This is a genomic window from Oligosphaera ethanolica (assembly GCF_030814695.1).
GTDB classification, from domain to species: domain Bacteria; phylum Verrucomicrobiota; class Lentisphaeria; order Oligosphaerales; family Oligosphaeraceae; genus Oligosphaera; species Oligosphaera ethanolica.
This window is the reverse complement of sequence record NZ_JAUSVL010000001.1, coordinates 1,366,792-1,378,960: the sequence shown is the minus strand read 5'-3', so window position 1 is coordinate 1,378,960 and position 12,169 is coordinate 1,366,792. Positions and strand designations below refer to the sequence as shown.

Below are 12,169 nucleotides of genomic sequence, written 5' to 3'. Positions count from 1 at the left end.
GGAAGGGCGCGGGGCGCAATCCCCGTTGCCCCATCCGATCTGGGTAAGGTGCCCCATCCCAAGAGAGCCCTGAAGATGGTATGCTTTTGTCAACTCAATCAGCGTCATTTTCGGGTGAAAAACTCCTTTTTTTTCTTTCCCGCTTAATCCGACGTTTGGTTGCTGCCGGTGCTTCATAGGGAACCAACTTCTTGCTTGAAGGCTGATACTCCATGTAATTTTCCGTGCCGCATAGCACCGACCAGCAGATCATCAGCAACTTGCGCATGACGGCGCAGCGCTTCTGCATGGGGGTAAGATTCGTCAAACGCTTGGACAATGCATCCAAGATGGGTATTCTCGCCTGGGCGGTGAGGGTGGCCATGTAGAGCATCTGCCTAATGACCGGCGCTCCTTGCTTGGACAAGCGGGTGGATTTCACAGACGTGCCGGAACACTTGTTCTTCGGGTTCATGCCGGCAAAGCTCACGACCTGCCGGATGTTTTGGAAACGGTCTTCCGGCCCGTATTCGGCGATGAGAGTAGCCGCTATGATCATTCCTATCCCGGGAATCGAATCCAGCTTGGTGACGCGTTCCTGCAGGGCGGCGTGGCTCCGCAGGTATTCCCTTATTTTCACCACGAGACAGTCCAGTTGTTCTTCCACGCTCTTCAAAAGATTTTGAAAGATCTGACGTTCGCCCGGATCATCCAGGTTCGTCAGCTGATTCTTGAGTATCGTGCTTATTTTGGTCAAACTGGCATTCATTCTGGTTAAACGCTTGAGCCCCGCGTAGTCTGCCGGCATTTCATACATGGCGTCCGGCTTTTGCGTGGTACCCAACCTCGCCAGGCATTGGGCGTCCAGCTTGTCCGTCTTGCTTTCGATATCGTTGAACTTCTTGAAGGCAGGCACTTTGGCTGGATTGATGAGCGCAATATAACTATCGGGCTTCGCCGCCTTTAACTGTTTGATCAGACGGTATGAATAACATCCCGTCGATTCCATCACCAGCCGGTTCACAACCTTGCGCTGCGGATGCAACCGTTCCTCAATATGCTTTCGATTCGCCTTCAACCAGGTGAAGAAATCTTTCACGCCTTCACGCGTGTTGGTGATGTGCTTGACCGCCAGGGAGGTCAACCCCTTGTTCCTGTTCAATTCCTGGTTATCGTCAAGCCAGTCTATGGCGCAGACGGTATCTTTTTTGCCGACATCAAGACCGACCCAGATTATATGTTCGCTAAGCATGGCTTACTTCTCCGCTTGCTGCTATAGTGTTGGAAGTGTGCGTGCAAGGCCAACCTTGTCTATGCGGGGAGTTTCCCCAAAGATGGTGAATACGGCCATTATTGCACTGCACGGTAACGGTCGTGCCGCCTAATCTTCAGGCTGAGGAACTGAATAGTTACTCATGGGCCACAGGCAGGCACGGCCGTGCTTTTTTGTGTGCGAAACACAAAAAAGCGCCTGATAACACGACTCCAAAGGCGGAACAGAAGAGAAGAGAAGAGAAGAGAAGACAACATACACCGGAAAAAAGAAAGAGGTACCACAACCTTCAGGACGCATAGAGACTATGCATAGGGCGCCTCGTGGATAACCTCTTTGATACTTATACGTAGCCATTTGCCGCTCCTTGTTACTTGGTTCTCCCAAGAGAATTACGGGGAAAATCGCAGTGGCTATCGACACACAGGTGTCAATGACGCCACTATACAAGGGGCGGCCTAAAAGACCTGCGACGAAGGGTCACAGCGCAAAATTGCCGCAGCAATTAATGAGTTCCATTGCCTCTTTGGCTCCAGTCAGCTTCGCCGACTGAAGCCAAAGAGGCTGAGGAACACGGACCAATATGGCGCGCTACCCAGGGCGGCGCGCGCCTTCGGCGCCGCTTGCCCTGGGCTATCTTAGGCCGCGCTTTCAGCGCTTCTGCCGCTTCGCGGCGGAAATGCACGACGAGAAAAGGCTGCTTGGTTGAAACAACAAGTGCCATGGATACCGTTAAATGCAGAGCATCGGTTTCATAGGAGTAACCACGGTGCCAGGAGTCGGCCAATCAGTCCCCTGCGTCGGGAGTCATTCCCCGTAGTCCAAAAGTCCCCACGGTCCAAACCATGGGACCGTGCCTCATGAGTCGTGAGTCCTCATCCCTGCGCTGCCGCCAAGGAGTCCCGCTGGTCCCAGTCGTCCTCGTGGTGGTTGGAGAAGGGGCTGTTGAGCAAGTATAGTGCTAACCGTCCGGTTCCCCCCACCCCTATGCTGCGCGAGGCCATGCATGTTTACACTCAAGCCTGATTATGATGCTGTTCTGAACCGTTTCGAGGCCTGGTGGCACGCGGATATCGTTGATCGCGCCTTGTTCGGCCTGCGTCTGCAGCAAGCGCCGGAAAAGCGGCAGGCAGTTCCGGTCAAGACGTTTGCCAGCCACCGCGAGCGTTGGTTGGACACGGGCTATCTGGTGGAACGCACGGCCGCCGCCATGGGCAATCAGCTTTATCTGGCTGACAGCCTGCCCATCGTCATTCCCAATCTCGGGCCGGAGGTCTTTTCGGCCTGCTACGGCTGTGAGCTCGAATACGGCGAAAATACCACCTGGAGCCACCCGATTCTGAAGGACTTGACGGACGAGTCGCTGGCCGGCATCGCCTTCGACATGAATAGCTTCGCCTTCCGCAAACTCGACGAGATGAGCAGGGCGTTGCTTGCGGTCGGCAAGGGAAATTTCATTGTCGGATATACCGACGTCCATCCCGGCGGCGATGCCATCGCGGCCTTCCGCGATCCGCAGGAGTTACTGCTGGACACCATTGACAATCCCGCTGGCATCAAAAAACTCGTTGCCCGGGTGACGGACGACTTCATACGTTTTTACGACTATTTCTACGACCTGCTCAGTGGGGCGGGCATGCCCAGTGCGTCGTGGCTGCCGGCCATCGGCAAAGGCCGTTTCCACATTCCCTCCAACGATTTTTCCTGCATGATTTCCGATCAAATGTTCGAAGAGCTGTTCATTCCGGGCATCATCCGCGAATGCCAGCACATGGACCACTGCATTTACCACCTCGACGGTCCACAGGCGCTGCGCTATTTGGACCGGCTGCTGGAAATACCGGAGATTCAGGCGATCCAGTGGGTGCCGGGGGCCGGCCATGGCGGCTGGCGCGGGTCTGTCCCGGTGTATCAGCGCATCCAGAACAAAGGCAAGGCCTTCTACGTTGAGCCCGTGCCGGCGCAGGACCTCGACGAGCTCTTCACGCAGCTGGCGCCCGAAGGCGTCTGGATCAGCGCTGTCACGGGCGTGGCGACCATCGCTGAGGCCGACGCCGTCACCGCCAAAATCGCCGGCTGGACCCGCCGCAAAGGGTAGTTGGTTTTGCGGGGGACAGTAAGCGTCAATGGCCCTTTCCGCCCCCTCGCCCTCACGCCCCTGTCGCTTCTTGCCCCAGCGCGCAGGTAATCGCTCAGTCATTGCTAACCTAAACTGTTGTGCCTCTACGAGGCACTGTCTGTTGGCAGGCTGCGTCCCCAGGCTAAAGCCTGGGGGTAAGCATGGTTAAGCGCCTACGGCGCAAAGTCATTGCTAGTGAATGATGATGGTTTTTGGCCCGGATCGGACGGATCACTTCGTCTGATTGGCCAAGTTCGGCCCGGAGGGCCGCACCATGCATAGCCCCGGGCGAGGCGCCCGGAGGGCGCCGCAACCCGGGGTATGATAGCAAGTTAGAATTGCGCCCGGAGGGCGCCACATTGGCCAGGCACGTCGCGTCCCACTGCGCCAGCGAGAGGAATGTCGTGTATCCATTATCAATGGCTCCTATGAAACACGCTGCCGCAAAGGTCGGCGGAAATCAAGGTCGGATGGCTGGGCGGCGGCGGGCCGTGGGTTTCCTGCAAATTGTCCCAGCGAAGCGCCGGGGTGTACACTGACCGATTACCGCACAGTGAATTTTCTGACGCTGGCCACTTGTAAGAACTGCGCGTGATGATAACTTCAAGCGCTGTTTTTTCCTTTTTTCGTGTCAAAAAACGAGCCCAAAACGATAGGGAGCATGTAGTACGATCGCCTGTGGGTGGCGTCGCTTTGAGGGATAAATCCCGCATGTGACATAGTGGACTTTTACGCGTACCCCGGTGGTCTGCGCAAAGGCTCCAAGGGTACGGCGAGCGCTTCGGCGCATTGCCCGGCAAATCTTTGTCTCTGCATTTTTGCCCCCTGCGGCCCGGGTCGCAGCGCCATTTGCGTATCGTGGCTCATTTTGTCTCTGACCAGCAGCAGGTTGGGTGAAAGAGGGAATGTCGTTCTGCCGTCAGAAACCGCAGACGACCAACGAGGGCCAATCCCCCGTTCGAACATAGTGGAACTGCCTGGCAACCAGTTGGTTGGCAAGTAGGGCCAATGTTTCGTCGGTGAGGGTCAGTTCACCGGCAGCCGTTTTTTGTCTTTGCATTTTTCGTGTTATCCAAAGGACCAAACGTAACTAACAAGAAAAGGACATGCATCATGAGCAACTCAGCCTACAATCCCTACGAAACCGCCCAGGCCCAGTTTGACGGCGTCGCAGCCATGCTTGACCTCGACGAGGCCACCTGTGAGTTCTTGCGGCAGCCGATGCGCGAGTATCACCTGACCCTGCCTGTGCGCATGGATGACGGCAGCGTCAAGGTCTTCAAGGGCTACCGCATTCAGCACAATGACGCCCGCGGCCCGGCCAAGGGCGGCATCCGTTTTCATCCCATGGAGACGGTTGACACTGTCCGTGCGCTGTCCATGTGGATGACCTGGAAGTGCTCGGTGGTGGACATTCCTCTCGGCGGCGCCAAGGGCGGCATCATCTGTGACCCGCACAATCTGTCCGAGCGTGAACAGGAACGCCTGTGCCGCGCGTGGGTGCGGCAGCTGGCCCGCAACATCGGCCCCGTCAGCGACGTGCCGGCGCCCGACGTCATGACCAACGCCAAGCACATGCAGTGGATGCTTGACGAGTACGAGACCATTCACGGTGGGCGTTACCCCGGCTTCATCACCGGCAAGGCCGTCGGCATGGGCGGCTCGCTGGGCCGCACGGAAGCGACGGGCTTTGGCGTCATCTTCGTGCTGCGCGAAGCACTCAATAAACTCGGCATTGCCATCGACAAGACCACCGCGAGCTTCCAGGGCTTCGGCAATGTGGCGCAGTATGCCGTGCGCAAGTACAGCGAACTCGGCGGCAAGGTCGTTGCCATCTCCTGCTGGGATAACGGCGACAAGAAGGCCTACACCTTCCGCAAGGCCAGCGGCATGGATATCGACGCGCTGACCGGCATTACCGACGCCTACGGCAGCATCGACAAGGCCAAGGCGCAGGCCATGGGATACGAAATTCTCCCCGGCGACGCTTGGATTTCACAGGATGTGGACATCCTGATTCCGGCTGCATTGGAGAACCAAATCACTGCCGAGACGGTCAATAGTATCAGCAAACAGGTGAAGGTGATTGCCGAGGCCGCCAATGGCCCGACCACGCGGGATGCGGACAAAGTCATCAACGAGCGCGGTATTTTCCTGCTGCCGGACTTCCTTTCCAACGCCGGCGGCGTCACCTGCAGCTATTTTGAGCAGGTGCAGTGCAATATGAACTACTACTGGGAAAAGGGCGAAGTGCTCGACCGCTTGAACAGCAAGATGACCAGCGCCTTCCTGGCCGTATATGACATGGCCAAGAGCAAGAATATCACCATGCGCGACGCCGCCTACGTGATCGCCATCAGCCGCGTCGCTCAGGCCGTCAAGGCCCGCGGCTGGGTCTGAGCCTCAGGCTGAACGCCCTTCAGTGTCCCGCGCCAGTACCGGATAGAGCATGACTCGGGAGATGACAGCATGGACAGCAAGACAACGGTAAATGATTTTCTCGGCGTTCTCAAGGAACGGGAGAAAGAGCTCAACTGCCTCTATATGGTCGATGAGATTCTCGCCCAGCAGCAGCTCACTTTACCGGAGCTGTTCCGCAAGGTCATCGAAGTCATGCCGCCGGCCTGGCGTTTCCCGGAATACTGTCACGCCCGGATCGTGTGCAATGGCTACAGCTTTCACACGCCGGGCTTTCTTACCTCGTCGATCTCCGTCAAAAGCGAGATCAAGGCCGATGGCCGGCCTATCGGTCTTCTCGAAGTGGTATACAGCGAGGACGTTCCCAAGACGGACGAAGGCTATTTTCTTGAGAATGAACGTACGCTGATCAACACCATTGCCGATCGTATTGGCCAGCGGGTGCTCTACCGGCAGATGAAGTCGGTGCTGTCCGACTGGTCGCAGGCCAACAAGCAGCCCAAGGAGGGCAGCGGCGGCGGCAGCAACGACGCCTGGAAGATCATGCTTGATTTTTTCCGCCAGGGCGACCACGAACTGCTGGCTACCATCTGCCGCAAGCTGACCAACTACCTGCTCATCAAAGGCGTCGAAGAGGCGTCCGAAATCCTCAGTATGACCACGACCAGAGGGCAGGACGACGAATTCTACACCAACACTCCCGCGCTGAAAGAGCCCATCGCCGACATCATCAACGTCAGCGAACGGGCCTTCAAGCTGGCCGAACGCCACTTGGGCAGCGAGGAAATTCTCGTCTTGGTCAAGAAGTGGATACAGGAGGCGAATTCATTTGCGCTGGTGAAGGCCATCGGCAACATCTCGCCGTCGCTGCACGACATCATTGAGCAAATCCGCAAATTCCAAAATGTGCTTCGCGGGGACGAACTGCAGTTTTCGCCGAAAGAGCGCTGGCTGAATGTGGGGCTCATCAGCCACCTGCTGTCCGACCGCCACGACTATATCGATGTGGCCAAGCAGCACATCAGTTTCAAAGATTTTTTTGATATCATCAACCGCATCATCTGCCCGGCGCGCAGCCAGGGCAAACTCGGTGGCAAGGGCGTCGGGCTCTTTCTGGCACAGAGGATTCTTGCCAATGACAGCGACAACACACCGGCCTTCCGCGACCTGAAATATCCCAAGACCTGGTACGTCACGACGGACACCATCACCGAATTCCTCCACTACAACAATCTCGAAGAGCTCAATGAGCAGAAGTACAAGGATATCCAGGAAGTCCGCATCGAGTACCCGCAGGTAGTCCGCTTGATCAAAAACGCGTCGTTGCCGCCCGAGATCGTACGCAGCTTGTCGGTCGCGCTGGACGACTTCGGCGACAGCCCGCTGATTGTCCGCAGTTCGAGTTCGTTGGAAGACCAGGCTGGCGCGGCGTTTTCCGGCAAGTACAAGAGCCTGTTTCTGGCGAACCAGGGCGGCAAGAAAGCCCGCTTGGATGCGCTGATGAATGCCATCCTTGAAGTGTACGCGTCGGTGTTCAGCCCCGACCCGATCCAGTACCGGGCCGAGAGGAACCTGCTGGACTACCACGAAGAGATGGGCATCCTCATCCAGGAAGTCGTCGGCAAACGTGCTGGCAAGTACTACTTCCCGCTATTTTCCGGCGTGGCCTTCAGCAACAACCAGTACCGCTGGTCGCCGCGGGTCAACCGCGAAGACGGCCTGCTGCGCATCGTGCCGGGCCTGGGCACCCGCGCCGTCGATCGTCTGAGCGACGATTTTCCCGTGCTTATCTCACCCGGTCAGCCGAATATCCGCGTCAATTCCGTGCCCGAGGAAATCTGGAAATACTCACCGCGGAAGATGGACGTGATCAATCTGGAGGAAGGTACCTTTGAAACGGTTGCGGTCACCGACATTCTGCGTGAATGTGGTCAGCAGATCGACCAGGTGCACAAGATTGTATCGATCCTGCGTGACAACCACCTGCTTACCCCCAACCGCTTCGATATCGACTTCAAGAGCGACACGCTCGTGGTGACCATGGACGGCATGGTCGCCAGCACGCCTTTCGTGAAGACCATCAAGGCCATCATGGACAAGTTGAAGGACAAGACCGGCATGCCCGTCGATCTGGAATTTGCCCACGACGGCGAGTCGCTGTACCTGCTGCAATGCCGTCCGCAGAGCTCCAATGACGAAAGTAAGCCGGCGCCCATCCCCAAGGACATTTACGAGAATGACATCATCTTCAGCGCGAAGCGCTTCATCGCCAACGGGCTGCTGCAGAACATCTCCCACATCGTCTATGTCAGCGCCGATGGTTATTCGTCGCTGACGCAGCTGGACGACATGCGCATGGTGGGCAAAGTCGTCGGCCGTCTCAATGCCATCCTGCCCAAACGACAGTTCATTCTAATCGGTCCGGGCCGCTGGGGCAGCCGCGGCGATATCAAGCTTGGCGTGCCCGTGACTTACTCGGACATCAACAACACTGCCGCGCTGCTGGAAGTCGCGGTGAAAAAAGCCAATTATGTTCCCGAGCTGTCCTTCGGCACGCATTTCTTCCAGGACCTGGTCGAAGCCGACATCCGCTTCATACCGCTGTATCCGGATGACGACGACGCGATCTTCAATCGCCATTTCTTCCGGCGCGCACGCAATTTTCTTGAGGAGATATTTCCCGAGTTTGGCTATTTGCAGGACGTGGTGAAAGTCATCAGCGTGCCGGATTCATCGGGGGGCATGACCATGTCCATCGCCATGAATGCCGATCTCGGCGAGGCTATGGGCTATCTGACTGCCAATGTTGTCCAGATTCCCCAGGATGGCAAAAATACGGGTTTTGACAGCCAGAGTGGCGACAGCAGCGCCTGGCGCTGGCGCTTTTTCATGGCCGAACAACTTGCCGCGCGCTTGGACCCGCAGAAGTACGGCGTCAAGAAGCTCTATCTCATCGGCAGCACCAGCAACGGCAGCGCTGGGCCCGCCAGCGATGTCGATCTGCTCGTTCATTTTCAAGGCAATGAACAGCAGAAGGAGGACCTGCGCAAGTGGTTCCAAGGCTGGAGTGAATGCCTTGCCGAACTCAACTTCCTCAAAACCGGCTACACCTGCGATGGCCTCCTCGACGTGCATATTATCACTGACGAGGATATCGCCAACAAGAACCCCTTCGCCGTGCATGTGGACAATATCCACGAGCCGGCCCACGAACTGGCCATGATGAACCCCGAGAAGGTCAAGAGCTGATACCCGACACGTAGCCCCCAGCCCCGCCGGAGGCACCTGCTCGGCGGGGTTTTTCGCACGCGGGTCTATTCAGCGCGTTCGATCAGCGGGCTGTCAAAGTAGATGTCGCCGCGGGAATTCTTGTCGATCCAGAAGAGCAGGCGCACCTTGGTGACATTTTTTGGGGCGACGAATTCGCCTTCTTCGCGGGACCACTTGTCCTTAGCGCCGCGGTCGCGGAAGATGGCCTGTGGTTCGAAGCTGATGCTGGCGCCGCCGCCGCCGGCGCCGTCTTCCTGCGTGGCAATGAAGAGACCGAAGGCGCCGCTGACCAGGCGATTGGTGACCATGGCCGACACGAGGTAGCGCTTGCCTGGTTCAACCTGAATGACCTCGCTCCAGGCGCGGATGTGGTCGGGGTTGTTGTCTGTGGCGGAGAGTTTGAGAGAGCGTCGGCCATCGCTGGCCAGGTCGCCGCTGATGGTGGCCTGCTGTTCGAGCATCCAGCCTGCCGGGGCGCTTTCGAAGTCCCAGACGATTTTATTGTTGGCCGCCAAGTCCGTAGCAGCCGGAGGCCTGGGCGTGGTGATGCCGGCCTGGGCGACGAGGTAATCGGCGAGATGGTCGGCGATGAGCTGTTGGCCGCGGGCATTGGGGTGGGCCATGTCGGCCATGACGCTTTGCAGGTTCTGCCGTCCCAGGTCTTTGAGGAGCGCGTGGACGTCGAAGCAGGGCAGGCCGCGTTCGGTGGCAAGGTCGCGCATGGCTTGGGCATAGCCGTCCAGCATGACGAAGCGCCCCTGAGTGCCGGGCGCGGTGGCGAAGAGCAGCACGGCGCTCTTGCCGCCGGTGGCGGCGGCAATGCGGTCGATGTAGTCGCTCATGCTTTGCCGGAAATAGTCTTTGCTGATGCCGCCGGTTTTGTCGTTGTAGCCATACCAGATGCAGACCAAGTCGGGCGCGCCGCCGGCGAAATCGCGTTGCAGCCAGGCCCGGGCGTCGTTGACTTTGGCGCCGCCGACGGCGCGATTGCGGCTGGTGATGCCGTCGTAGCCGAGCCATTGCCGCAGGATGACTTCAAGGCGCGCTGAGTAACGCTCGTTGAGTTTGTCGGCCAAGGCTGTGCCGGCGGTGATGGAATCGCCCTGGAATTGGATGGTCACGGGCTCGCGCGCACGCAGTTTCGCCAGCACCTTGGCGAAGGGCGCGGGAGTGGTCGGGGCCGGAGCCGGCGTGGGGGGGACCAGCGTTTCAATCTGAATGTGGTCAACGGCGAAACTGTGCGTGGGAATGGCATCGTTGTCGAACCAGATTTTCCAACGGCAGCCGAAACGCAGGGTCAGTATGCCGCTGGGGGGCAGCCCTTCTGGCGTGCCGATTAGGTCTACGGCGCCCTCGGGAATGAAGTCCGACCAGGCGACCGTGTACTTGACCCAGTTGCTATTTTTCAGCGGGAAGAAATACACGTAGGAGAAGGCGCCGTAGCCCGCGTTGACGCCAATGACGCCCCAGGCGTCGGAGCCGTCGCCCTTGACATGAAAGGACAGCCCCTGGCTTTTGTCCCAGAGCTCACGGATGTCATCCCCGCGTTGAACTTTCTTGCTGACGCTGCCGGGCAGCGTCACCGTGATGGCGCCCTGGCCGACGGCGGCATCGGACGCCGCGGCAAAAGCCGCTGGCTTGCCGTCCGCTATCCAGCCCGTCAGCGACTCGAAATCATCCAACACCAGCGGCGACGTCGCTTGCGCCAGGACCAGCAGCGGAAACAAGGCGATTAACACGACGGAATAACGATGGAGTGACATGGCAAGGCCTTTCTGCAAAATGCGCTTTGGTTGATTTATTGCTGGCCGCCGTCGGTCGGTGGCGTAGCGGTGGTGGCGAAGTACCCCCGCACACGCGCCTGCCAATACGCCGGGATGATAGTGAAGATACTGCCGGCCCAGCCCTTTGGCCACATTTTGCTGATGTCCTCCCGCAGGACTGCGGCCGTTTCTGCCGGCATTGCGTAGGACGGACACAAGAGCAGCCCGCCAATGATTTCGCCGTGGTCGCGCGGACTCTTGTACTTCGCAAGCGCAAAGTGCGGCGACGCGGCCACGTAGGCAGAGTAAAGCGCCATGGCGTCGAGAATCGCCGCTTTTTGCGCCGGATCTTTTTCGACGTCGTACACCAGCCTGAAGGCCGCGTTGGTCTGCAGGACGGTGTAGGGCGGTGAACTCCACTTGATCTTATCGGGTGGCAGCTCCGCGTAGGCCCTGGCGCCGGCGAGACTGTCCGGCAATGCCGCGCGGTAGCGATCGTGGTAGTCTTGCTTGCCGCTCACGTCCCAAGCTGCCGCGTAGAACATCGCCAGGCGCAGCGTGAGCAGCTTATCTTTTTCGTACATCTTGCCGACGCCGCGGTCGTCTTTCACGCCGTAGGCAAAATCGAAGGACCAGTTGTTTTCGGGGGTGACCTCGCGGGTCATTTTGTCGGCTACGGCGCAGAGAATATCGCGGATGTCCTGTCGTTCGCTTTCCTCGGCCAGGCCGCTGCGGTAGAAGCGCCAGAGGCCGTAGATGGCGTTGGTGTACTGGTCGCGCGACGTGCCGGCAAAAATCGACTTGCCGTCTTCGTGGCAGACGCCCCGGGCGATGAAGCCTGGGCAGCCATGCGCCGTGGCGGCGCTCTTTAGGCCTTGGAAGGCGCGCAACGCCTCGGCGCGGACGCTGCGGTCGCTAGTCACGGCGTACTGATCGCACATGGCCGCCAGCAGGGGCCCCGTGAAGAGGCTGCAGTCCTCCGTGCCCGTGCCACCACCATGGAGATTGTAGCCGACGCTGTTTTCGTCGCCCTTTTTGTACGGCGTCGTCCGGTACTCGCCGCGGCGATACTGCGCTTCGCTGATATACACGCTGGCCGGCGGCAGCTCCGCTGGCGGGCGAGTATAAAAGAGCCCCGTGCGCTCCGACCAGTAGGTCGCTACCGCGTGCTGCCAGTGATCCTTTGCCATGGCTTGCAGACGGTCGTGGTCAGGAGCCACCGGCTGTGCCAACATGCTGCCGCCAAGCAGGCAACACAAGCTCAACAAGGGCCGACCAAACAGCGGCCGGACATGGTCGGTGGCCGCAGTGGCGCGGGGCAACGGGGCAGAATAAAGTGGTGTTGGG

6 protein-coding genes are annotated in these 12,169 nt (G+C 58.7%); 3 read left to right on the top strand and 3 right to left on the bottom strand.

Annotated features, from left to right (window positions below):
• Positions 1 to 94: 94 nt before the first annotated feature.
• Entirely contained in the window at positions 95 to 1,231 is a 1,137-nt protein-coding gene (locus J3R75_RS04750) for an IS110 family RNA-guided transposase (RefSeq protein WP_307260208.1), read from the bottom strand.
• A gap of 1,027 nt (positions 1,232 to 2,258) precedes the next feature.
• Between J3R75_RS04750 and J3R75_RS04745 the strand changes: the two genes are divergently transcribed.
• The 3 genes from J3R75_RS04745 to J3R75_RS04735 all read left to right on the top strand — a co-directional run bounded on the left by J3R75_RS04745 (position 2,259) and on the right by J3R75_RS04735 (position 9,038).
• Positions 2,259 to 3,350 (top strand): hypothetical protein, encoded by a 1,092-nt coding sequence (locus J3R75_RS04745; protein WP_307260207.1) that lies wholly within the window; start codon positions 2,259 to 2,261, stop codon positions 3,348 to 3,350.
• 1,134 nt (positions 3,351 to 4,484) lie between these two features.
• Positions 4,485 to 5,771 carry a Glu/Leu/Phe/Val family dehydrogenase gene (locus J3R75_RS04740; RefSeq protein ID WP_307260206.1) on the top strand — a complete coding sequence of 429 codons (1,287 nt, stop codon included), beginning with the start codon at positions 4,485 to 4,487 and terminating at the stop codon, positions 5,769 to 5,771.
• Positions 5,772 to 5,840: 69 nt separating this feature from the next.
• Entirely contained in the window at positions 5,841 to 9,038 is a 3,198-nt protein-coding gene (locus tag J3R75_RS04735) for a PEP/pyruvate-binding domain-containing protein (protein ID WP_307260205.1), read from the top strand.
• A 65-nt stretch (positions 9,039 to 9,103) separates the two neighbouring features.
• On the opposite strand, the gene J3R75_RS04730 is transcribed toward J3R75_RS04735, so the two are convergent.
• Both J3R75_RS04730 and J3R75_RS04725 read right to left on the bottom strand, forming a co-directional pair.
• Positions 9,104 to 10,822, bottom strand: a complete 1,719-nt coding sequence (locus J3R75_RS04730) for a GDSL-type esterase/lipase family protein (protein WP_307260204.1) — start codon at positions 10,820 to 10,822, stop codon at positions 9,104 to 9,106.
• Positions 10,823 to 10,857: 35 nt separating this feature from the next.
• Positions 10,858 to 12,057: a hypothetical protein gene (locus J3R75_RS04725; protein ID WP_307260203.1), complete on the bottom strand. Its 1,200-nt coding sequence runs from the start codon at positions 12,055 to 12,057 to the stop codon at positions 10,858 to 10,860.
• Positions 12,058 to 12,169: the final 112 nt, after the last annotated feature.

What these genes read in the sequence shown, in the direction of transcription:
- J3R75_RS04730 (WP_307260204.1), bottom strand. Translation starts at nt 10,822, where the DNA reads ATGTCACTCCATCGTTATTCCGTCGTGTTAATCGCCTTGTTTCCGCTG.
- J3R75_RS04750 (WP_307260208.1), bottom strand. Translation starts at nt 1,231, where the DNA reads ATGCTTAGCGAACATATAATCTGGGTCGGTCTTGATGTCGGCAAAAAA.
- J3R75_RS04745 (WP_307260207.1), top strand. Translation starts at nt 2,259, where the DNA reads ATGTTTACACTCAAGCCTGATTATGATGCTGTTCTGAACCGTTTCGAG.
- J3R75_RS04740 (WP_307260206.1), top strand. Translation starts at nt 4,485, where the DNA reads ATGAGCAACTCAGCCTACAATCCCTACGAAACCGCCCAGGCCCAGTTT.
- J3R75_RS04725 (WP_307260203.1), bottom strand. Translation starts at nt 12,057, where the DNA reads ATGTTGGCACAGCCGGTGGCTCCTGACCACGACCGTCTGCAAGCCATG.
- J3R75_RS04735 (WP_307260205.1), top strand. Translation starts at nt 5,841, where the DNA reads ATGGACAGCAAGACAACGGTAAATGATTTTCTCGGCGTTCTCAAGGAA.